Consider the following 22236-nt stretch of genomic DNA (forward strand, 5'->3'; position numbering starts at 1 on the left):
GTTCTACAAGCATTCCTTGCGAGGAGGCGCTACATGGGCGCAACCAACCGGTTAGCCTGCTATTCCGACCCTGCTGATCCTTATTCTCATCGGGTGCGGCTCGTGCTCGCCGAGAAGGGTGTCAGCGTGCAGGTCATCGACGTCGACCCGGCGCGGCTGCCGCCCAAGCTGGCAGAGGTGAACCCTTATGGCAGCGTGCCGACCCTGGTGGATCGTGATCTGGCGTTGTACGAATCGACCGTGGTGATGGAGTACCTCGAGGAGCGTTATCCGCATCCGCCGTTGATGCCGGTGTACCCGGTGGCGCGAGGCAACAGCCGCCTGCTGATGCACCGCATCCAGCGTGACTGGTGCGCCCTGGCTGATATCATTCTCGATCCACGCAGCGCCGAGGCCGCCCGCACCGAGGCGCGCAAGGCGCTGCGCGAGAGCCTGACCGGCGTCTCGCCGCTGTTCGGCGAGTTCGCTTGCTTCATGAGCGAGGAGCAAAGCCTGGTCGACTGTTGTCTATTGCCCATACTATGGCGTTTGCCGGTCATGGGTATCGAATTGCCGCGGCAGGCCAAGCCGCTGCTGGATTACATGGAGCGACAGTTCGCTCGCGAGCCTTTCCTGGCGAGCCTGTCCTCCGTTGAACGTGAAATGCGCAAGCTTTAAGGAGCCGTTGATGAACTCCAGTCGCCCCTATCTGGTTCGAGCACTGTACGAGTGGATCGTCGACAACGATTGCACCCCCCATATGCTGGTCAATGCCGAATTCCCGGCGGTCCAGGTGCCCCAGGGCTTCGCCAGTGATGGTCAGATCGTCCTGAATATCTCGCCGAGCGCTGTGCGCAATCTGCACATGGACAATGAGGCGGTCAGTTTCGAGGGGCGCTTCAGTGGCGTCTCCCATTCGCTGTTCGTGCCGGCGGGTGCCATTCTGGGTATCTATGCCCGGGAGAACGGCCAAGGCATGGTCTTCGAACTGGAGTCGCCGATGATGGATGGCGATGACATTGAAGACGAAGACGTCGAGCCGGATGACGATGGCCCGCCGCAAGGGGGGGGGCAGCCACCGCGCCCAAGCGGGCGACCCAGCTTGAAGGTGGTCAAGTAACAAAAAAGGCGATCCGCATGGATCGCCTTTTTGTTTGCCGCGAAGTCGTGCTTACAGGTCGCTGATGGTGCGGACCTGGTCACGGTTGATGCGGGTGCGCTTGCCGTCGAGCTGCTGGAACTCGTAGAAGCCCGTGTCCTTGTCAAAGCTCGGCGCGTCGACGGCCTGGATTTCGCGGCCGTCGTTGAGGGTGATCAGGCTTGGGGTGGAGCAGCCGGCCAGGGTGGCGAAGGTGCCGAACAGCAGGGCGGGCAGCAGAAGCTTTTTCATGCGGTGTTTCCTAGAAATTGGACAAGTGGAGCAAGTTGCCGCCAGTGCCGGCCAGAAGCTGGTATCGGCGGCAACCGAATCAGTCGATGTACTCGAACAGCTTGACGATCTTCTGTACGCCAGACACGCCCTGAACCACGGCGGTGGCGGAGTTGGCCTCTTGCTGGGTCACCAGGCCCAGCAGGTAGACGATGCCGTTCTCGGTGATCACCTTGATCCGCGAGCTGGGCACGGCATTGTCGGTGAGCATCTGGGTCTTGATCTTGGTGGTCAGCCAGGCGTCGTTGTTGCGCGCCAGGATGGACGAGGGCTGCATCACCTGCAGTTCGTTGTGTACTTTCTTCACTCGCTGGACCTGGCTGGCGGTCTGTTCGGCCAGGCTCTTGAGGTCGGCGCGCGGGGTTTGCCCGGCGAGCAGGACGATACCGTTGTAGCTGCTGACGACGATGTGCGAGCTCTTGTCCAGGTCAGGGCTGGCTTTGGCAATGTTGACCGAGGCCTTGGTCTCGATCAGCGAGTCGTCGATCTTGCTGCCGATGGTGCGGGTGCCACGATCATCCTCGATCGGTGAATTGCGGGTCGAGGTCAGTACCGAGCTGCAGCCGGTGACGCTCAGGCACAGGGTCAGGGCCATCAGGCCGAGGCGGATGGGGGTCATTCTTCACTCCCGAACAATTGGCTGTCGATCAGATCGCACAGGCAGTGGATCGCCAGCAGGTGGACTTCCTGGATACGTGCAGTGACCGTCGACGGTACGCGGATTTCCACGTCTTCGGGCAGCAGCAGCGAAGCCATGCCGCCACCGTCACGTCCGGTCAATGCTACGACAATCATTTCGCGATCATGTGCGGCCTGGATCGCTTGAATCACGTTGGCAGAGTTGCCGCTGGTCGAAATCGCCAGCAGTACGTCGCCGGGTTGCCCCAGGGCGCGGATCTGCTTGGAGAAGATCTCGTTGTAGCTGTAATCGTTGGCAATCGAGGTCAGCGTCGAGCTGTCGGTGGTCAGGGCGATGGCCGGCAGGCTCGGGCGCTCACGCTCGAAGCGGTTGAGCAGCTCCGAAGAGAAGTGCTGGGCATCGCCGGCCGAGCCGCCGTTGCCGCAGGCGAGCATCTTGCCCTCGTTGAGCAGCGCATTGACCATGACCAGGCTTGCCTGCTCGATGTGCGGTGCCAGGATGTCCATTGCCTGTTGCTTGGTGTCGATGCTGGCCTGGAACAGCCGGCGAATTCGGGATTGCATGTCCATCTGGTGACCTTAAGTGGGGCGGTGGCCGGCGCGACGCGCAACAGGGACCAGCCCGCGAAACATAGAGCAAAAAATACGGAGTGGGTTCAGCATTCGAAGGCGTTTTTCAGCCATTGCAATGGCCGGCCTGCATGGTGGCTGCCCTGCAGGGCGACAACGTCGAAGCGGCAGGGGTGATCGGCCCAGCGGGACTCCTTCTGCAGGAACAGTGTGGCGGCGAGCACCAGCCGTTTCTGCTTGCGCCCGTCAATGCTGCCGAGGGCGCCACCGAAGTCCGCGTGCAACCGATAGCGGACTTCGACGAATACTACTGTATCGGCGTCGAGCATGACCAGATCAAGCTCGCCGCCTTTGCATCGCCAATTGCGTGCCAGCAGTTGCAGGCCCTGCCCTTGAAGGTACTCAAGGGCCTGGGTTTCTGCCGCCTGGCCGGCGCTGCTGGGCGATGCTTCGGGCATCAGTGCGTGGTGTCTGGCAGGCGCTTGACCTGGCCACCAGAGAACTCGGCCCACGGCAGTTGGCGCTCGACGCGCTGGCTGGCGTTGATGCTCAGGCTGCCAGACAGGCCTTGCACACGGTTGTCCGGCAGCGCCTTGAGCTGACCCAGGCGTGGCGCCAGGCTGTAGGCGTCGACGCCCATGGCGTACAGGCGGCCGAGGCTGCCTGCGGCTTGTGGCCATTGCTGCACCACCTGCTGGCGCAGGCTGTTGCTGGTGTCGAGCAGCCACGGGGTTTCGCAGAAGCGAATGCCGTTCATGTCGTTGTACTGGTTGACGTCACCGCTGGCGCTGTACAGGTTCGAGGTGGCGTAGACCGGTACGTCACCGGCGTACTGGAAGTTCAGGGTCGGTTTGATCTGCTGCGCCTGCTGTGGGGTCGAGGCGAGGAAGATGAAATCGATGTCCTGGCGGCGCGACGGTTGTGCTGCGATGCTGCCGCCCACGGTGCTCTGCAGGCTCTGGGCGCGGCCTTCGCTCTGGCGCAGCTGGAACAGGTTGGCGATCTGCTGGGCCAGGGCGACGGGTTGAGCGATGCGCTCGGCAGCGATGATGGTGCCGCCATTGCCTTCCCAGTCCTGGCGGAAGGCGGCCAGCACGCGGTCGCCCCACTCACCGCTCGGTACCAGGGCCACGGCGCGGACCATGCCGTCGGCGCGGGCGCGGCGTGCCACTTCGCGGGCTTCGTCCTCGGCGGCGAGGCCGAACTGGAACAGCTGCGGCGGTGCCTTCTGGCCGGCGTCGGCGTAGTTCAGGGCGAGGGTGGTGATGGGCAGTTGCGCGTTGGCCGCGAGCTTTTTCACCAGCGGCTTTTCCAGTGGGCCGACTACCAGCTGTACACCGTCGGCCTGGGCCTGGCGATAGAAATCGTCGAGCGAGCCGATGCGCGAGCTGTCGTACACCTGCACGGCAGGCGCTTGCCCGCCCGCCTGCTGGGCTTGGAAGTGGGCAGCCATGAAGCCGTCACGCAGGGCGCGGGCAACACCGGCCAGTGGGCCTTCCTGAGGCAGCAGCAGGGCGATCTTGGTCAGCGGCTGGCTGGCCAGTTCCTTGAGCTTGGTCAGGGCCAGCGGCAGTTGCCTGGCGGCCGGGTGGTCAGGGTGCTGCTTGCGCCAGGTTTCGATGGCGGCCTGCTGCTGCTCCAGGGTGCCGGCGCTTTTCACCGCCAGCGCCAGGCTGGTCCAGCCGGCCAGGATCTCGTTGTTGGCCGGTTGTTGCAGTTGTTCGGCCGGCAGCGAGGCGACCAGGGCCCAGGTCGCGTCATTGTTGGCGCTGGCAGCCTGGCCGCTGAGCAGCGGGCTCAGCAGCACGCGTTGCTGGGCGGCGGCCAGGGCCTGGCCGTCGGCCTCGAGGGCGGCGGCGTGGACGCTGTAGGTGCGTACCTGCTGTTGCTCAGGCAGCTCGGCGATGTGCTGCAGGCTCGGGTGGGACAGGGCGGTCAGGGCGGCCTTGGGCTGGTTGCGGCTCATGGCCAGCTCGGCGCCGAGGGTGGCGGCGAATATCTGCTGGGCCGGCTTGAGCGTGTCCATCGGCACCTGCTCGAGGATGCGTGCGGCGCGTGGGAAGTCCTTCTGCTTGTAGGCCAGGTCGGCGGCGCTCAGGCGCAGCAGGGCAGCGTCTTCGGCGGACTTGCTGGTGGCGGCCTTCTCGAGCAGTTGCTCGATGCTGGCATCCGGGGTGCGTGGCAGTTCGCCCAGGCTGGATGAGGGCGAGCTGGCGCAGGCTGCCAGCAGAGCAGCGAGGCAGAGGGCTGTGAACAGCCGCAGGCAAGCGATCATGTAAAGGTCCTGTTACTCGATCAAGTTGGCCGGCAATTGTACCCAAGCGGCGGCCGGGGCGCGATCTGCCGTTGGCAGAACCTTCACTATAGGCCGCTCGCCGAGGGTCGCCGATGAAGTTCTTTGCGCCCTGTTACCGGCGCTCGGGCTACAATGGCGCCTTTGATCCGAAAGGCAGGGTGTGTGCAGTGACTGATGTGGCCGGGACTTCGAAATCCACCATGGGGACGCTTTATGTGGTCGCGACCCCCATCGGCAACCTTGACGACATGAGCGCACGGGCGCTCAAGGTGCTGGCCGATGTCGCCCTGATCGCCGCCGAGGACACCCGGCATTCGGTTCGTCTGCTGCAGCACTTCGGCATCGATACGCCGCTGGCGGCCTGCCATGAGCACAACGAACGCGACGAAGGCGGGCGCTTCATCACCAAGTTGCTCGCGGGCGAAGACGTGGCGCTGGTCTCCGATGCCGGTACGCCGCTGATTTCCGACCCGGGCTATCACCTGGTGCGTCAGGCCCGGGCCGCTGGCGTCAGCGTGGTGCCGGTGCCGGGCGCCTGCGCATTGATTGCCGCGTTATCGGCTGCCGGCCTGCCATCCGACCGCTTCATCTTCGAAGGCTTCCTGCCGGCCAAGACTGCCGGCCGTCGGGCGCGTCTGGAGCAAGTCAAGGAAGAGCCGCGCACGCTGATCTTCTACGAGGCACCGCACCGCATCCTGGAGTGCCTGGAAGACATGGAGCTGGTGTTCGGGGGCGAGCGCCCGGCGTTGCTGGCGCGCGAACTGACCAAGACCTTCGAGACCCTCAAAGGCCTGCCGTTGGCAGAGCTGCGTGCGTTTGTCGCCGGCGACAGCAATCAGCAGCGGGGTGAATGCGTGGTGCTGGTCGGTGGCTGGAGTGCGCCTGAAGGCGAGGATGCGATCAGCGCCGAGGCGCAGCGCGTGCTGGACCTGTTGCTGGCCGAACTACCGCTGAAAAGAGCGGCGGCACTGGCTGCGGAAATCACCGGTGTGCGCAAGAACCTGCTGTATCAGGCGGCTCTGGAAAAACAGAAAGCACAGTAGTGGCAATTAGACAGAGTTGACGGTATCGCTTGTTCTTGCGCGCGCGTGCCGTTAACCTTGTCGGCGGAGAGTCGATCGGACAGTCGCTGCCGTCTTTTGTTCCGCAAAAGATGGGGGAGGAAAGTCCGGGCTCCATAGGGCAGAGTGCCAGGTAACGCCTGGGAGGCGCGAGCCTACGGAAAGTGCCACAGAAAATAACCGCCTAAGCACTTCGGTGCCGGTAAGGGTGAAAAGGTGCGGTAAGAGCGCACCGCACGGCTGGCAACAGTTCGTGGCTAGGTAAACCCCACTCGGAGCAAGACCAAATAGGGTTCCATCAGGCGTGGCCCGCGTCGGAACCGGGTAGGTTGCTAGAGGCGTCCAGTGATGGCCGTCGTAGAGGAATGACTGTCCTCGACAAAACCCGGCTTACAGATCGACTCTCCACCTTTTCATCCCCTGCTTGAATCGATAGCAGATCCCTCCTGGTAATACCAAAAAGATCTTACTCTTAATAATTCACTTTAACTTCGAACGGCATTCGTTTGAGTGGGTTTGATTTTTCACGTTTTTTTCATCCTCCGGTACACCTTCCTCCTTCCTTTAATGCGCTAAATCTCGGTCCTGTAAGGGTTTTCCTTATGAACGTGCCTTGACGGTGCAGCAGGCGGATTCCTATAGTGTGCGCAAGTGGCAGAAAGTGGGATGAAGTGGGTTTTCTGGCACAAAAAAGCTAACATTGTGGGGAATCGCAGCCGTGTTCCGCGGAGCCAACGCCGTCAGCCTCGATGCCAAGGGCCGTCTCGCCATGCCGAGCCGGTACCGTGACGAGCTCGATTCGCGTTGCAATGGTCAGCTGATCGTGACCATCGACGCCGTTGACCCCTGCTTGTGTGTTTATCCCCTCGATGAGTGGGAACAGATTGAAGCCAAGTTGCGTGCCTTGCCGTCGTTGCGTGAGGAAAACCGCCGCCTGCAGCGTTTGCTGATCGGCAATGCGGTTGACCTGGAGCTCGATGGCAGTGGGCGTTTCCTGGTACCGCCCCGCCTGCGTGAGTACGCCAAGCTGGACAAGAAGGCGATGCTGGTGGGGCAACTGAACAAATTCCAGCTGTGGGATGAGGATGCCTGGAACGCGGTTTCGGCAGCCGACCTTGCAGCTATTCAACAACCGGGCGCCATGCCCGACGATTTGCGTGACCTGATCCTGTGACCATAGATAGCGGCTTCAACCACATCACCGTCCTGCTCGACGAAGCTGTCGAGGCATTGGCCCTGCGCGCCGACGGTTGCTATCTGGACGGCACCTTCGGGCGTGGCGGCCATAGCCGCCTGATCCTCAGCAAGCTCGGGCCGCAAGGGCGGCTGCTGGGCTTTGACAAAGATCCTCAAGCGATTGCCACCGGGCAAGCGCTGGCGGCCGAAGACGGCCGCTTTGTCATTGTGCAGCGCAGCTTTGCCGAGCTGGGCGCGGAAGTGGCCGAGCGCGGCCTGGCCGGCAAGGTCAGCGGCATTCTGCTTGACCTGGGCGTGTCCTCGCCGCAGCTGGATGACCCCGAGCGCGGCTTCAGCTTCCTCAACGACGGCCCGCTTGACATGCGCATGAACCCGGACCAGGGCATCAGCGCCGCCGAGTTCATCGCCACCGCACCTGTCGAAGAAATTGCCCGCGTCTTCAAGGAATACGGCGAAGAGCGCTTCGCCGGGCGCATGGCGCGTGCCGTGGTCGAGCGCCGCGAGAAGCAGCCTTTCACCCGCACCGCCGACCTGGCGGAAGTGCTCAAGGTCGCCAACCCGGCCTGGGAAAAGGGCAAGAACCCGGCGACCCGTGCTTTCCAGGGGCTGCGCATCCACGTCAACAACGAACTGGGTGACCTCGAGGCTGGCCTTGAGGCTGCGCTCGACGCCCTGGAAGTGGGCGGCCGCCTGGCGGTGATCAGCTTCCACTCGCTGGAAGATCGCATCGTCAAACTGTTCATGCGCAAGCTGGTCAAGGGCGAGGCCGACAACCTGCCGCGCAACCTGCCGGTGCAGCACAAGGTCTTCGAGCCGAAGATCAAGCTGATCGGCAAGGCCCAGTTTGCCTCCGAAGCCGAACTCAAGGCCAACCCGCGGTCGCGCAGCGCCGTGATGCGGGTGGCGGAGAAGCTTCGGTGAGCCGGCTATTCGCCAAACCTCTGCCAGGCGGAAGCTTCCTGATGCTTCTGCTGTTTGTCGGTGTGCTCGTTTCGGCCATCGCCGTGTCTTACAGCGCCCACTGGAATCGCCAGCTGCTCAACACCCTGTACGGCGAGTTGAACGAGCGGGACAAGGCCCAGGCCGAGTGGGGCCGGCTGATTCTTGAACAGAGCACCTGGACCGCCTCCAGCCGCATCGAGAACCTCGCCTCCGAGCAGCTGAAGATGCGCGTGCCTGCTGCTGACGAAGTACGGATGGTGGCGCCATGATGAAGCTCGAAGGCGCACTCTACCCTTGGCGCTTCCGGGTAGTGATCGGTTTGCTGGCGCTGATGGTCGGAGCGATCTGCTGGCGCATCATCGACCTTCAGGTTGTCGACCGTGACTTCCTCAAGGGCCAGGGCGATGCCCGCAGCCTGCGTCACATTCCTATTCCCGCGCACCGTGGCCTGATCACCGACCGCAACGGCGAGCCCCTGGCCGTCAGTACTCCGGTCACCACCTTGTGGGCCAACCCCAAGGAAATGCAGGTGGCCAAGGACCGCTGGCCGCAACTGGCCGCTGCCCTCGGGCAGAACGCCCAGCAGCTGACCGAGCGCCTGACCCAGCAGGCCAACAAGGAATTCATCTACCTGGTCCGCGGACTGACCCCGGAGCAGGGCCAGCACGTGCTCGACCTGAAGGTGCCGGGCGTGTATGGCCTGGAAGAGTTCCGGCGTTTCTACCCGGCCGGTGACGTGACCGCGCACATGGTCGGCTTCACCGACCTCGACGACCACGGTCGTGAAGGCGTGGAGCTGGCCTACGATGAATGGCTGGCCGGCGTGCCCGGCAAGCGGCAAGTGATCAAGGACCGGCGTGGCCGGTTGATCAAGGACATCCAGGTTACCAAGAACGCCAAGGCCGGCAAGACCTTGGCGTTGTCGATCGACCTACGCCTGCAATACCTGGCCACCCGCGAACTGCGCAACGCCATCGCCGAACAGGACGCCAAGGCCGGCAGCCTGGTGATCATGGACGTCAAGACCGGTGAGGTCCTGGCCATGGTCAACCAGCCGACCTACAACCCCAACAACCGCCGCAGCATGTTCCCGGCCGCCATGCGTAACCGGGCGATCATCGACGTGTTCGAGCCGGGTTCGACGGTGAAGCCGATCTCGATGAGTGCGGCGCTGCAGAGCGGCCGCTGGAAGCCGACCGACAAGGTCGAGGTGTATCCGGGCAGCCTGCAGATCGGCCGCTACACCATCAAGGACGTGTCCAAGAGCGAGGGCCCGATCCTCGACCTGACCGGCATCCTGATCAACTCCTCCAACGTCGGCATGAGCAAGATCGCCTTCGACATCGGCGGTGAGGCCATCTACCGGGTGATGTCCCAGGTCGGCCTGGGCCAGTACACCGGCCTTGGCTTCCCGGGCGAGCGCGTCGGCAACCTGCCCAACCACCGCGAATGGCGCAAGGCTGAAACCGCGACCCTGTCCTATGGCTACGGTGTGTCGGTCACCGCCCTGCAGTTGGTGCACGCCTACGCGGCGCTGGCCAACGACGGCAAGATGGTGCCGCTGTCGATCCTCAAGGTCGACAAGGCGCCAGAAGCGGTGCAGGCCATTCCGAAGGAAACCGCCGAAACCATCCAGGGCATGCTGCAGCAAGTGATCGAAGCGCCGCGCGGGGTGTTCCGTGCCCAGGTGCCGTTCTACCACGTGGCCGGCAAGTCCGGTACCGCACGTAAGGCCACCGTTGGCTCCAAGGGCTACACCGAAAACGCCTACCGTTCGCTGTTCGCCGGCTTCGGCCCGATGAGCGACCCGCGCTACGCCATCGTCGTGGTCATCGACGAGCCGGGCAAGGGTGGCTACTTCGGCGGCCTGGTATCGGCCCCCGTATTCAGCAAGGTCATGTCGGGCACCCTGCGCCTGATGAACGTGCCGCCAGACAACCTGCCGCCGCCGAGCGATCCGCAGCAGGCCAGTGCAGTACCCGCCAAGGGAGGGCGTGGATGATGACGATGCCATTGAGCAAGCTTTTCGCCCATGCCAGCCGCGATCCGCTGATCCGTGAACTGACCCTGGACAGCCGTCAGGTGCGCCAGGGTGACCTGTTCCTGGCGGTGCCCGGTGCCAAGGTTGATGGCCGTGAGCACATTGCCGATGCGCTGTCGCGTGGTGCTGCGGCCGTGGCGTATGAAGAGCAGGGCGTCAACGTGCTGCCGATCACCGATGTGCCGTTGATTCCGGTGAAGGGGTTGATCGGCCAGTTGTCGCAGATTGCCGGGCGCTTCTACGGCGAGCCGAGCCGCCAGCTGAACCTGGTGGGCGTCACCGGCACCAACGGCAAGACCAGCGTCACGCAACTGGTGGCTCAGGCGCTCGATGCGCTGGGCCAGCGCTGTGGTCTGATTGGCACCTTGGGTACCGGCTTTTATGGTGAGCTGCAGAGCGGCCGCCTGACCACGCCTGATCCGATTGCCGTGCAGTCGACCCTGAACGACCTCAAGAAAGGTGGCGCCAAGGCCGTGGCCATGGAGGTTTCCTCCCACGCCCTGGAGCAGGGCCGTGTCGCTGCGCTGGAATTCGACATCGCGGTCATGACCAACCTGTCCCGTGACCACCTGGATTACCACGGCAGCATGGAGGCTTACGAGGCCGCCAAGGCCAAGCTGTTCGCCTGGCCGAGCCTGCGTTGCCAGGTGGTCAACCTGGACGATGCATTCGGTCGCCGCCTGGCCGACGATTACGCCTGCCGCCCGGCTGCCGACCATATCGAGACGCGGCTGCTCAGCTATAGCCTGGAAAACCCGGATGCTTCGCTGTTCTGCCGCGAAGCGCATTTCGATGATGATGGTGTGCGCGCCATTCTCGTCACCGCCCAAGGCGAACGCACCCTGCGCAGCCAGCTGCTGGGCCGCTTCAACCTGAGCAACATGCTCGCGGCCGTGGCCACGCTGCTGGCGCTGGACTACTCGCTGGACGAGATTCTCAAGGTCACCCCGCAACTGCAGGGGCCGGTCGGACGCATGCAGCGCCTGGGTGGCGGTGACAAGCCGCTGGTGGTGGTCGATTACGCCCACACCCCCGACGCACTGGAAAAGGTCCTCGAAGCCCTGCGCCCGCACGCTCACGGCAAGCTGCTGTGCCTGTTCGGCTGTGGTGGCGACCGCGATCGCGGCAAGCGCCCGCTGATGGCCGAAGTGGCCGAGCGCCTGGCCGATCGCGTGCTGGTCACCGACGACAACCCGCGCACCGAAGACCCGCTGCGTATCTTCGACGACATTCGCCCCGGTTTCGCCAAGCCAGCCGCGGTCGAGTTCGTCGCTGGCCGTGGCGAGGCCATCGCCCACCTGATCGCCACCGCAGCGGTCGATGACGTGATCGTCCTGGCCGGTAAGGGGCACGAGGATTACCAGGAGATCCATGGCGAGCGCCATGCCTTCTCCGACCTGATCGAAGCCGAAAAGGCACTTGCAGCCTGGGAGGCTCCACATGCTTAAGCCCATGACCCTCAGCCAGCTGACCGGCGACTTGAATGCGCGCCTGGTTAACGCCGACGCCAGCTTCACCGGCGTCAGCATCGACAGCCGCAGCGTCGCTGCCGGCCAGCTGTTCGTGGCCCTGACCGGGCCGCGCTTCGATGGCCATGACTACCTCGCCGACGTGAAGGCCAAGGGTGCCGTCGCCGCGCTGGTCGAGCGTGAAATCGCCGATGTCGATCTGCCGCAGCTGCTGGTCGCCGACTGTCGCGCTGCACTTGGCCAGCTTGGTGCGCTGAACCGCGCCGCCTTCGACAAGCCAGTCGTCGCCATCACCGGTTCCAGCGGCAAGACCACGGTCAAGGAGATGCTCGCCAGCATCCTGCGCACCCGTGGCCTGGTGCATGCCACCCGCGGCAACCTGAACAATGACCTCGGTGCTCCGCTGACCTTGCTGGAAATCGCCCCGGAGCACAGCGCCGCGGTGATCGAGCTGGGCGCCTCGCGCATCGGCGAGATCCGCTACACCGTTGGCCTGACCCAGCCGCAGGTGGTGATCATCAACAACGCCGGCACTGCCCACGTTGGCGAGTTCGGTGGCCCGGAGAAAATCGTCGAAGCCAAGGGCGAGATCCTCGAAGGCCTGGGCGAGGGCGGCACCGCCATCCTCAACCTGGCCGACAAGGCGTTCGAGATCTGGCGCAAGCGCGCTGGCAACCACCGCATCTTCAGTTTCGCCCTGGACAACCCGCAGGCCGACTTCCATGCCAGCGACATAGGCCGTGATGCCCGTGGCTGCCCGTCGTTCACCTTGCATGGTCCTGATGGCAGTGTGCCGGTGCAACTGAACCTGCTGGGCACCCACAATGTCAGCAACGCCCTGGCCGCTGCCGCCGCTGCCCATGCCGTTGGTCTGAGCCTGAGCGGCATCGCCGCCGGCCTCAACGCCGTGCAACCGGTCAAGGGCCGCACCGTGGCGCAAATCGCGCCGAACGGTGTGCGGGTCATCGACGACAGCTACAACGCAAATCCCACCTCCATGTGTGCGGCCATTGATATACTCGCCGGCTTTTCCGGGCGCACCGTTCTGGTGCTTGGAGATATCGGCGAACTGGGCCAGTGGGCGGAAGAAGGCCACCGGCAGGTGGGTGACTACGCACGTGGCAAGGTTGACGCCGTGTATGCAACGGGTTCCAACATGATTCATGCGGTCAAGGCGTTCGGCGCCAATGGCCGTCATTTCGCTACTCAAGCTGAGCTGATCGACGCCGTTCGCGGCGAGACTGCCAGCGACACCACTATCTTGATCAAGGGCTCGCGCAGCGCTGCGATGGAAAACGTCGTGGCTGCACTGTGCGGTGCCAGCGGGGAGAAACATTAATGCTGCTGCTGTTGGCCGAGTATCTGCAACAGTTCCACAAGGGCTTCGCGGTCTTCCAGTACCTGTCCCTGCGCGGGATTCTTGGCGTACTGACCGCGTTGTCGCTGGCGCTGTGGCTGGGGCCGTGGATGATCCGTACCCTGCAGATTCGCCAGATTGGCCAGGCCGTGCGTAACGACGGCCCGCAATCGCACCTGTCCAAGTCCGGCACCCCGACCATGGGTGGTGCACTGATCCTGTCTGCCATCGGCGTCAGCACCCTGCTGTGGGCCGACCTGTCCAACCGTTATGTCTGGACCGTGCTGATCGTCACGCTGCTGTTCGGTGCCATCGGCTGGGTCGACGACTACCGCAAGGTGATCGAAAAGAACTCGCGTGGCCTGCCGAGCCGCTGGAAGTACTTCTGGCAGTCGGTGTTCGGCCTTGGCGCGGCGGTGTTCCTGTACATGACCGCACCGACCAGCGTCGAAACCACCCTGATCGTGCCGTTCCTCAAGGACGTCACCATCCCGCTGGGCATCGGCTTCGTGGTCCTGACCTACTTCGTCATCGTCGGTTCGAGCAACGCGGTCAACCTGACCGACGGCCTCGACGGTCTGGCAATCATGCCAACCGTGATGGTCGGCGGTGCGCTGGGTATCTTCTGCTACCTGTCGGGTAACGTGAAGTTCGCCGAATACCTGCTGATCCCCTACGTGCCGGGCTCTGGCGAGCTGATCGTGTTCTGCGGTGCGCTGATCGGTGCCGGCCTGGGCTTCCTCTGGTTCAACACCTATCCGGCCCAGGTGTTCATGGGCGACGTCGGCGCACTGGCGCTGGGCGCCGCACTGGGCACCATCGCCGTGATCGTGCGCCAGGAAATCGTGCTGTTCATCATGGGCGGCATCTTCGTGATGGAAACCCTGTCGGTGGTGATCCAGGTCGCTTCGTTCAAGCTCACCGGCAAGCGCGTGTTCCGCATGGCGCCGATCCACCACCACTTTGAACTCAAGGGCTGGCCTGAGCCGCGCGTGATCGTCCGCTTCTGGATCATCACCGTGATTCTGGTGCTGATCGGCCTGGCAACCCTGAAACTGAGGTAGAAAAGCGTGTCATTGATCGCTTCCGACCAATTCCGCATCGTTGTCGGCCTCGGCAAGAGCGGCATGTCCCTGGTTCGCTTCCTGGCGAACCGGGGCATTGCCTTTGCGGTCGCCGACACCCGCGAGCAACCGCCGGAACTGGAAACCCTGCGCCGTGATTACCCGCAGGTGGAAGTGCGCTGTGGTGAGCTGGACGTGGACTTCCTGTGCCGCGCCAACGAGCTGTACGTGAGCCCTGGCCTGGCCTTGGCCACACCGGCCCTGCAGCAGGCGGCGGCGCGTGGCGTGCAACTGTCCGGTGACATCGAACTGTTCGCCCGCCATGCCAAGGCACCGATCGTGGCGATCAGCGGCTCCAACGCGAAAAGCACCGTCACCACCCTGGTCGGTGAAATGGCCGCCAAGGCCGGCAAGCGCGTGGCCGTGGGTGGCAACCTGGGCACCCCGGCGCTGGATCTGCTGAGCGACGATGTCGAGCTGTATGTGCTGGAGCTGTCCAGCTTCCAGCTGGAAACCACCGACCAGCTCAACGCCGAAGTGGCCACCGTGCTGAACATCAGCGAAGACCACATGGACCGCTACAGCGGCCTGCCGGCCTACCACCTGGCCAAGCACCGGATCTTCCGCGGTGCCCGCCAGGTCGTGGTGAACCGCCAGGATGCCCTGAGCCGGCCATTACCGGTGGAAGGTCGCCCATGCTTCACCTTTGGCCTCAACCAGTCGGACTTCAAGGCTTTTGGCCTGCGTGAAGTCGACGGCGAAAAATACCTGGCGTACGAATTCCAGACGCTGATGCCGGTGCGTGAGCTGAAGATTCGTGGCGCCCACAACCAGAGCAACGCCCTGGCGGCCCTGGCCCTTGGCCATGCCGCCGGCCTGCCGTTCGCACCGATGCTCGAAGCGCTGCGTGAGTTCAAGGGTCTGGCGCACCGCTGCCAGTGGATCCGCGAGCGCAACGCCGTCAACTGGTATGACGATTCCAAGGCCACCAACGTCGGTGCCGCACTGGCAGCGATCGAAGGCCTGGGGGCGGACATCGACGGCAAGCTGGTGCTGATCGCCGGTGGCGACGGCAAGGGGGCCGATTTCGCCGCCCTGCGCGAGCCGGTCAAACGCTTCTGCCGCGCCGTGGTGCTGCTCGGCCGTGATGCCGAACGCCTGGCCGAGGCCCTGGGCGATGACGTGCCGCTGGTGCGGGTCAAGACCCTGGACGACGCGGTGCAGCAATGCGCCGAGCTGGCCGTGGCCGGCGATGCCGTACTGCTGTCGCCGGCCTGCGCCAGCCTCGACATGTTCAAGAACTTCGAAGAACGCGGGCGGCTGTTCGCCCAGGCGGCGGGAGGGCTGGCATGATCTTCGGCATCCTCAAGCCTTACCCGTCGCCGCTGATCAGCGGCCGTGGCATCGACCTCGATTTCGCCATGCTGGCCGGTTGCCTGGCGCTGCTCGGCCTGGGCCTGGTGATGATCACCTCGGCGTCCTCGGAAGTGGCCGCGGTGCAGTCCGGCAACCCGCTGTACCACATGTTCCGCCACCTGGTGTACGTGTTCCTTGGCCTGGTCGCCTGCGGTGCGACCATGATGGTGCCGATCGCCACCTGGCAGCGCATGGGCTTCATGATGCTGATCGGTGCCTTCGGCCTGCTGGTGCTGGTGCTGGTGCCGGGGATCGGCCGCGAAGTGAACGGTTCGATGCGCTGGATCGGCTTCAGCTTCTTCAACGTGCAGCCATCGGAAATCGCCAAGGTCTTCGTGGTCATCTATTTGGCCGGTTACCTGGTACGTCGGCAGACCGAGGTGCGCGAAACCTGGATGGGCTTCTTCAAGCCCTTCATCGTGCTGCTGCCGATGGCCGCCCTGTTGCTGATGGAGCCGGACTTCGGCGCCACCGTGGTCATGATGGGTGCTGCCGCAGCCATGCTGTTCCTCGGCGGGGTGGGGCTGTTCCGCTTCAGCCTGATGGTGGTGCTGGCGGTGGCCGCGGTGTTCATCCTGGTGCAGGCGCAGCCGTACCGGATGGCGCGTCTGATCACCTTCACCGACCCTTGGTCCGACCAGTTCGGCTCCGGCTACCAGCTGACCCAGGCATTGATCGCCTTTGGTCGTGGTGAGTGGCTGGGCGTGGGGCTGGGCAATAGCGTGCAGAAGCAGTTCTACCTGCCCGAAGCGCATACCGACTTCGTGTTCTCGGTATTGGCCGAAGAGCTGGGCGTGGTCGGTTCGCTGGTAACCATCGCGCTGTTCGTCTTCGTCACCATCCGCGCGCTGTACATCGGCCTGTGGGCAGAGAAGGCCAAGCAGTTCTTCGCCGCCTACATGGCGTTCGGCCTGGCGTTCCTGTGGATCGGCCAATTCCTGATCAACATCGGCGTGAACGTCGGCCTGCTGCCGACCAAGGGGCTGACCCTGCCGTTCCTCAGTTATGGCGGTTCATCGCTGGTGATCTGCTGTGCCTGTGTGGGGTTGTTGCTGCGCATCGAATGGGAGAGTCGCACGCACCTGGGCAGCGAGGAGCACGAATTCAAAGAAAGCGATTTTGCCGAGGAGACCAGTCATGGCCGCTGACGGCAAGAACGTACTGATCATGGCCGGTGGCACTGGGGGGCATGTGTTCCCGGCCCTGGCCTGCGCCCGTGAATTCCAGGCGCGCGGTTACACCGTGCACTGGCTGGGCACCCCGCGCGGCATCGAGAACGAGCTGGTGCCGCAAGCCGGTCTGCCACTGCACCTGATCCAGGTCAGCGGCCTGCGCGGCAAGGGCAAGCTCTCGTTGCTCAAGGCGCCGTTCACCCTGGTCAAGGCGGTGCTCCAGGCGCGCCGTATCGTGCGCGAGCTCAAGCCGGTGTGCGTGGTCGGCTTCGGCGGCTATGTGACCGGCCCGGGCGGCGTTGCCGCTCGGCTGTGCGGTGTGCCGCTGGTGATCCACGAGCAGAACGCCCGCGCCGGCACCACCAACCGGCTGCTGCTGCCGCTGGCTGCGCGTGTCTGCGAAGCCTTCCCGGCAACCTTCGACGCCAGCGACAAGCTGCGTACCACCGGCAACCCGGTGCGTCCGGAGCTGTTCATGGATGCCCGGCGTGCACCCCTGGCCGAGCGCCGCGCGCGCCTGCTGGTGATGGGTGGCAGCCTGGGTGCGGAACCATTGAACAAATTGTTGCCTAAGGCCCTGTCCGAAGTGCCGGCGAGCCTGCGCCCAGAGGTGTTCCACCAGGCCGGCAAGCACCATGCGCCGGCCACTGCCGAGCGTTACCGCGAAGCGGGCGTCGAGGCCCAGGTCGAACCGTTCATCAAGGACATGGCCCATGCCTATGGCTGGGCCGATATCGTGGTCTGCCGGGCCGGTGCCCTGACCGTCAGCGAACTCGCGGCGGCCGGCCTGCCTTCGATGCTGGTGCCGTTGCCCCACGCGATCGACGACCACCAGACCCACAATGCCCAATATCTGGCCCGGGAAGGCGCTGCCTTCCTCATGCCACAAGCGACAACTGGCGCAGCGCAACTCGCTGAACGCCTGAACGAGGTGCTGATGCAACCCGAAAAACTCAACACCATGGCTGGCACCGCACGGCGCCTGGCCAAACCTGCTGCAACCAGCACCGTGGTCGATATCTGCCTGGAGGTGGCCCATGGTTGAAAGCCAGAAAGCCATGCCCCAGCCGAAGATGGGCCGCATCAACCGCATCCACTTCGTCGGTATCGGCGGCGTGGGCATGTGCGGCATCGCTGAAGTGCTGCTGAACCTGGGCTACCAGGTGTCCGGTTCCGACCTCAAGGCGTCGCCGGTTACCGAGCGCCTGGAGTCGTTCGGTGCCGAAATCTTCGTCGGCCACCGCGCCGAGAACGCCGCCAATGCCGATGTGCTGGTGGTGTCCAGTGCGATCAACCCGGCCAACCCGGAAGTCGCCACTGCCCTGGAACGCCGCATTCCGGTGGTGCCGCGTGCCGAGATGCTCGCCGAGCTGATGCGCTACCGCCATGGCGTCGCGGTTGCCGGTACCCACGGCAAGACCACCACCACCAGCTTGCTGGCTTCGGTGTTCGCCGCCGGTGGCCTGGACCCGACCTTCGTCATCGGTGGCCGCCTGACCGCTGCCGGCACCAATGCGCAGCTGGGCACCAGCCGTTACCTGATCGCCGAAGCTGACGAAAGCGATGCCAGCTTCCTGCACCTGCAGCCGATGGTTGCCGTGGTCACCAACATCGACGCCGACCACATGGCGACCTACGAAGGCGACTTCAACAAGCTGAAGAAAACCTTCGTCGAGTTCCTGCACAACCTGCCGTTCTACGGCCTGGCCGTGATGTGCCTGGACGACCCTGTGGTGCGCGAGATCCTGCCGCAGGTCAAGCGCCCTACCGTCACCTACGGTTTCAGCGAAGAGGCCGACATCCGCGCCATCAACGTGCGCCAGCAGGGCATGCAGACCCACTTCACCGTGCTGCGTCGCGACCGCGAGCCGCTTGAAGTGTCGGTGAACATGCCCGGCAATCACAACGTGCTCAACGCCCTGGCCACCATCGCCATCGCCACTGACGAAGGCATCAGCGACGAAGCCATCGTCCAGGGCCTGTCCGGCTTCCAGGGCGTCGGCCGGCGCTTCCAGGTTTACGGCGAACTGCCGGTCGACGGCGGCAGCGTGATGCTGGTCGACGACTACGGCCACCACCCGACCGAAGTGGCCGCGGTGATCAAGGCCGTGCGCGGTGGCTGGCCAAGCCGCCGCCTGGTGATCGTCTACCAGCCGCACCGCTACAGCCGTACCCGCGACCTGTACGACGATTTCGTCCAGGTGCTGGGCGATGCCAACGTGCTGCTGCTGATGGAGGTGTACCCGGCCGGTGAAGAGCCGATCCCCGGAGCCGACAGCCGTCAGCTGTGCCACAGCATCCGCCAGCGCGGCAAGCTGGACCCGATCTACATCGAACGTGGTGCCGAGCTGGCGCCGCTGGTCAAGCCGCTGCTGCGTGCCGGCGACATCCTGATCTGCCAGGGTGCCGGTGATGTCGGTGGCCTGGCCCCGCAACTGATGAAAAGCCCGCTGTTCGCAGGCGCCAAGCAGGAGAAGTCGAAATGACCAGCGCTTACGAACAACTGCACTCGACCCTGGACGTGAACGCGTTCGGCCGCGTGGCCGTGCTGTACGGCGGCAAGAGCGCCGAGCGTGAAGTGTCGCTGAAGTCCGGCGCCGCAGTGATCGATGCGCTGACCACCGCCGGTGTCGACGTGGTCGGCATCGATGTGGGTGACGACCTGCTGGCTCGCCTGCAGAACGAGAAGATCGACCGCGCCTTCATCATCCTCCACGGCCGTGGCGGTGAAGACGGCAGCATGCAGGGCCTGCTCGAGTGCCTGGGCATCCCATACACCGGTAGCGGCATCCTCGCTTCGGCGCTGGCCATGGACAAACTGCGCACCAAGCAGGTGTGGCAGAGCCTGGGTATTCCGACCCCGCGTCACGCGGTGCTGGCCAGCGAACACGATTGTGTTGCCGCCGGCACGGAACTGGGCTTCCCGTTGATCGTCAAACCGGCCCATGAAGGTTCCAGCATCGGCATGGCCAAGGTGAACAGCGTGGAAGCGCTGGTCGACGCCTGGAAGGATGCCGCCCAATACGATTCGCAAGTCCTGGTCGAGCAATGGATTCACGGCCCGGAGTTCACCATCGCCGTTCTGCGTGGCCAGGTGCTGCCGCCGATCGCCCTGGGCACTCCGCATGTGTTCTACGACTACGACGCCAAGTACATCGCCAATGACACCCAGTACCGCATCCCGTGCGGCCTGGACAGTGCCAAGGAGCAGGAACTGATCGACCTGACCGCGCGCGCCTGCGATGCCATCGGCATCGAAGGCTGGGGCCGGCTGGACGTGATGCAGGACGAGCAGGGCCGGTTCTGGCTGCTCGAAGTCAACACCGCACCCGGCATGACTGACCATAGCCTGGTGCCCATGGCGGCCCGCGCGGCCGGCCTGGACTTCCAGCAACTGGTGCTGGCGATCCTGGCTGAAAGCGTGGCGACGCGAGGTTAACCATCATGCAAGGCGCAATGATACGTCAGCAGCAACCCGTTACCGGCCGTAGCAAGCCGGTGCCGCGCGGTGCCAGCCGACTGGTGGCCGACGAGCCCGTATCGGCGCGCCTGCCGCGGCCAAGCCTGGGCGGCCTCAAGCGCCTGCTGTGGCCGATCGTGCTGGTGGCTGCAGGCTTCGGCGCCTATGAGGGCGCCATCCGCCTGATGCCCTATGCCGACCGGCCGATCACCAAGATCGACGTGCAGGGTGACCTCAGCTACATCAGCCAGCAGTCGGTGCAACAGCGCATAGCCCCGTATGTGGCGGCGAGCTTCTTCAGCGTCGACCTCACGGCGATGCGTGCCGAGCTCGAGCAGATGCCGTGGATCGCCCACGCCGAAGTGCGCCGGGTGTGGCCGGATGAAGTGGTGATTCGCCTGGAAGAACAGCTGCCGGTGGCACGCTGGGGTGACGAGGCCCTGCTCAACAACCAGGGCCAGGCGTTCACCCCGCGCGAACTGGCCAACTACGAGCACCTGCCGCAGCTGGCCGGGCCGCAGCGCGCTCAGCAGCAAGTCATGCAGCAGTATCAGGTATTGAGCCAGATGCTGCGCCCCCTGGGCTTTTCCATCGCTCGCCTGGAGCTGCGCGAGCGCGGCAGCTGGTTCCTGACCACCGGTGCGAGCAGCGCAGGGCCAGGTATCGAACTGCTGTTGGGGCGCGACCATCTGGTGGAGAAGATGCGCCGTTTCATTGCCATTTACGACAAGACACTCAAAGAGCAGATCACCAATATCGCCCGCATTGATCTGCGTTACGCCAACGGACTTGCCGTTGGCTGGCGGGAACCGAACGCACCGACGACGGCCCAACCCGCCGTTGCGAAGAATTAGAGAGAGGCAGGACCATGGCAAACGCGCATAGCGGCAAAATGATCGTCGGGCTGGACATCGGCACCTCCAAGGTGGTGGCGCTGGTGGGTGAAGTGGGCGAAGACGGCACCCTCGAGATCGTGGGTATCGGCACCCATCCGTCCCGCGGCCTGAAGAAAGGCGTAGTGGTGAACATCGAGTCGACCGTGCAGTCGATCCAGCGCGCGGTGGAAGAAGCCCAGCTGATGGCCGGCTGCCGCATCCACTCGGCGTTCGTCGGCGTGGCCGGCAATCACATCCGCAGCCTGAACTCCCACGGCATCGTCGCCATCCGCGACCGCGAGGTCAGCGTGGCCGACCTCGAGCGCGTGCTCGACGCTGCCCAGGCCGTGGCCATCCCGGCTGACCAGCGCGTGCTGCACACCCTGCCGCAGGACTATGTGATCGACAACCAGGAAGGCGTGCGCGAGCCGCTGGGCATGTCCGGCGTGCGTCTGGAAGCCAAGGTCCACGTGGTCACCTGCGCGGTCAACGCGGCGCAGAACATCGAGAAGTGCGTACGCCGCTGCGGCCTGGAAATCGACGACATCATCCTCGAGCAGCTGGCCTCGGCCTACTCGGTGCTGACCGATGACGAGAAAGAGCTGGGCGTGTGCCTGGTGGACATTGGTGGTGGTACCACCGACATCGCCATCTTCACCGAGGGCGCGATCCGCCACACCGCGGTGATCCCGATTGCCGGTGACCAGGTCACCAACGACATCGCCATGGCCCTGCGTACGCCGACCCAGTACGCCGAAGAAATCAAGATCCGCTACGCCTGCGCCCTGGCCAAACTGGCCGGCGCCGGCGAGACCATCAAAGTGCCGAGCGTGGGCGACCGCCCACCGCGCGAGCTGTCGCGCCAGGCCCTGGCCGAGGTGGTGGAGCCTCGTTACGACGAGCTCTTCACCCTGATCCAGGCCGAGCTGCGCCGCAGCGGCTACGAGGACCTGGTGCCGGCCGGCATCGTCCTCACCGGCGGCACCGCGAAGATGGAAGGCGCCGTTGAACTGGCCGAGGAAATCTTCCACATGCCGGTACGCCTGGGCGTGCCGCACAGCGTTCGGGGGCTGAGCGACGTGGTGCGCAACCCGATCTATTCCACCGGCGTGGGCTTGCTCACCTACGGCCTGCTCAAGCAGTCCGAGGACATGGTCCTGACCGGTAACAGCAACAGCAGCAACAACAGCTATGGCGATGAACCGAAGGCTCCAGTGCTTGAACGCTTCAAGCGCTGGGTCCAGGGCAACTTCTAAGTTTCAAAGCAGT

Annotated in this window: 22 protein-coding genes and 1 other RNA gene; 18 read left to right on the plus strand and 5 right to left on the minus strand. The window is 64.4% G+C overall.

From position 1 onward, the window contains the following. Positions 1–33 precede the first annotated feature (33 nt). The gene (locus tag CAF78_RS08815; RefSeq protein ID WP_085675069.1) at positions 34–657 is read left to right on the plus strand and encodes a glutathione S-transferase N-terminal domain-containing protein; all 624 of its coding nucleotides are present in this window, start codon (positions 34–36) and stop codon (positions 655–657) included. Positions 658–667: 10 nt separating this feature from the next. Beyond that, positions 668–1099 carry a ClpXP protease specificity-enhancing factor gene (locus CAF78_RS08820; protein WP_085675070.1) on the plus strand — a complete coding sequence of 144 codons (432 nt, stop codon included), beginning with the start codon at positions 668–670 and terminating at the stop codon, positions 1097–1099. A gap of 51 nt (positions 1100–1150) precedes the next feature. Here the strand turns inward: CAF78_RS08820 and CAF78_RS08825 are convergent, their stop codons facing one another. The 5 genes from CAF78_RS08825 to CAF78_RS08845 all read right to left on the minus strand — a co-directional run bounded on the left by CAF78_RS08825 (position 1151) and on the right by CAF78_RS08845 (position 4892). Further along, positions 1151–1369 (minus strand): YgdI/YgdR family lipoprotein, encoded by a 219-nt coding sequence (locus CAF78_RS08825; protein WP_085675071.1) that lies wholly within the window; start codon positions 1367–1369, stop codon positions 1151–1153. 79 nt (positions 1370–1448) lie between these two features. After that, positions 1449–2027, minus strand: a complete 579-nt coding sequence (locus tag CAF78_RS08830) for a BON domain-containing protein (RefSeq protein ID WP_085675072.1) — start codon at positions 2025–2027, stop codon at positions 1449–1451. Further along, positions 2024–2617 carry a phosphoheptose isomerase gene (locus CAF78_RS08835; RefSeq protein WP_008097558.1) on the minus strand — a complete coding sequence of 198 codons (594 nt, stop codon included), beginning with the start codon at positions 2615–2617 and terminating at the stop codon, positions 2024–2026. Before CAF78_RS08835 ends, CAF78_RS08830 begins: the two co-directional genes overlap by 4 nt. A gap of 86 nt (positions 2618–2703) precedes the next feature. Next, positions 2704–3075, minus strand: a complete 372-nt coding sequence (locus CAF78_RS08840) for a YraN family protein (RefSeq protein ID WP_085675073.1) — start codon at positions 3073–3075, stop codon at positions 2704–2706. Beyond that, on the minus strand, positions 3075–4892 hold the full coding sequence (locus CAF78_RS08845; RefSeq protein ID WP_085675074.1) for a penicillin-binding protein activator: 1818 nt from the start codon (positions 4890–4892) through the stop codon (positions 3075–3077). Before CAF78_RS08845 ends, CAF78_RS08840 begins: the two co-directional genes overlap by 1 nt. Positions 4893–5113: 221 nt before the next feature. Between CAF78_RS08845 and rsmI the strand changes: the two genes are divergently transcribed. The 16 genes from rsmI (at position 5114) to ftsA (ending at position 22223) form a co-directional block, all read left to right on the plus strand. After that, the gene (gene rsmI / locus CAF78_RS08850; protein WP_177408512.1) at positions 5114–5956 is read left to right on the plus strand and encodes a 16S rRNA (cytidine(1402)-2'-O)-methyltransferase; all 843 of its coding nucleotides are present in this window, start codon (positions 5114–5116) and stop codon (positions 5954–5956) included. A 67-nt stretch (positions 5957–6023) separates the two neighbouring features. After that, an RNA gene (gene rnpB / locus CAF78_RS08855) (RNase P RNA component class A) lies at positions 6024–6383 on the plus strand. 309 nt (positions 6384–6692) lie between these two features. After that, complete coding sequence (gene mraZ / locus CAF78_RS08860) at positions 6693–7148, plus strand: division/cell wall cluster transcriptional repressor MraZ (RefSeq protein WP_011535546.1); 456 nt, start codon at positions 6693–6695, stop codon at positions 7146–7148. Beyond that, positions 7145–8092 carry a 16S rRNA (cytosine(1402)-N(4))-methyltransferase RsmH gene (gene rsmH / locus CAF78_RS08865; RefSeq protein WP_085675076.1) on the plus strand — a complete coding sequence of 316 codons (948 nt, stop codon included), beginning with the start codon at positions 7145–7147 and terminating at the stop codon, positions 8090–8092. Before mraZ ends, rsmH begins: the two co-directional genes overlap by 4 nt. Beyond that, entirely contained in the window at positions 8089–8382 is a 294-nt protein-coding gene (ftsL, locus tag CAF78_RS08870; RefSeq protein WP_054899260.1) for a cell division protein FtsL, read from the plus strand. Before rsmH ends, ftsL begins: the two co-directional genes overlap by 4 nt. Beyond that, positions 8382–10115, plus strand: coding sequence for a penicillin-binding protein 2 (locus tag CAF78_RS08875; RefSeq protein ID WP_177408517.1), 1734 nt, complete (start codon positions 8382–8384; stop codon positions 10113–10115). The genes ftsL and CAF78_RS08875 overlap by 1 nt, the downstream gene beginning before the upstream one ends. Continuing rightward, complete coding sequence (locus CAF78_RS08880; protein ID WP_371856888.1) at positions 10112–11602, plus strand: UDP-N-acetylmuramoyl-L-alanyl-D-glutamate--2,6-diaminopimelate ligase; 1491 nt, start codon at positions 10112–10114, stop codon at positions 11600–11602. Before CAF78_RS08875 ends, CAF78_RS08880 begins: the two co-directional genes overlap by 4 nt. Then, positions 11595–12962 (plus strand): UDP-N-acetylmuramoyl-tripeptide--D-alanyl-D-alanine ligase, encoded by a 1368-nt coding sequence (gene murF, locus CAF78_RS08885; RefSeq protein WP_085675078.1) that lies wholly within the window; start codon positions 11595–11597, stop codon positions 12960–12962. The genes CAF78_RS08880 and murF overlap by 8 nt, the downstream gene beginning before the upstream one ends. Then, positions 12962–14044, plus strand: a complete 1083-nt coding sequence (gene mraY, locus CAF78_RS08890) for a phospho-N-acetylmuramoyl-pentapeptide-transferase (protein WP_079226637.1) — start codon at positions 12962–12964, stop codon at positions 14042–14044. The genes murF and mraY overlap by 1 nt, the downstream gene beginning before the upstream one ends. A 6-nt stretch (positions 14045–14050) precedes the next feature. After that, positions 14051–15397: a UDP-N-acetylmuramoyl-L-alanine--D-glutamate ligase gene (gene murD, locus CAF78_RS08895; protein ID WP_085675079.1), complete on the plus strand. Its 1347-nt coding sequence runs from the start codon at positions 14051–14053 to the stop codon at positions 15395–15397. Then, on the plus strand, positions 15394–16608 hold the full coding sequence (gene ftsW / locus CAF78_RS08900; RefSeq protein ID WP_085675080.1) for a putative lipid II flippase FtsW: 1215 nt from the start codon (positions 15394–15396) through the stop codon (positions 16606–16608). The genes murD and ftsW overlap by 4 nt, the downstream gene beginning before the upstream one ends. Continuing rightward, positions 16598–17677, plus strand: a complete 1080-nt coding sequence (gene murG, locus CAF78_RS08905; protein WP_085675081.1) for an undecaprenyldiphospho-muramoylpentapeptide beta-N-acetylglucosaminyltransferase — start codon at positions 16598–16600, stop codon at positions 17675–17677. The genes ftsW and murG overlap by 11 nt, the downstream gene beginning before the upstream one ends. Further along, a complete protein-coding gene (gene murC / locus CAF78_RS08910; protein ID WP_027917994.1) occupies positions 17670–19118 on the plus strand; it encodes a UDP-N-acetylmuramate--L-alanine ligase in 1449 nt (482 codons plus the stop codon). Before murG ends, murC begins: the two co-directional genes overlap by 8 nt. Next, positions 19115–20071, plus strand: a complete 957-nt coding sequence (locus CAF78_RS08915; protein WP_085675082.1) for a D-alanine--D-alanine ligase — start codon at positions 19115–19117, stop codon at positions 20069–20071. The genes murC and CAF78_RS08915 overlap by 4 nt, the downstream gene beginning before the upstream one ends. 5 nt (positions 20072–20076) lie before the next feature. Continuing rightward, positions 20077–20946, plus strand: coding sequence for a cell division protein FtsQ/DivIB (locus tag CAF78_RS08920; protein WP_085675083.1), 870 nt, complete (start codon positions 20077–20079; stop codon positions 20944–20946). A gap of 14 nt (positions 20947–20960) precedes the next feature. Then, positions 20961–22223 carry a cell division protein FtsA gene (gene ftsA, locus CAF78_RS08925; RefSeq protein WP_008097595.1) on the plus strand — a complete coding sequence of 421 codons (1263 nt, stop codon included), beginning with the start codon at positions 20961–20963 and terminating at the stop codon, positions 22221–22223. Positions 22224–22236 lie beyond the last annotated feature (13 nt).

Origin of the sequence: Pseudomonas sp. R28(2017) (assembly GCF_002112505.1) — a bacterium.
Taxonomy (GTDB): Bacteria; Pseudomonadota; Gammaproteobacteria; order Pseudomonadales; family Pseudomonadaceae; genus Aquipseudomonas.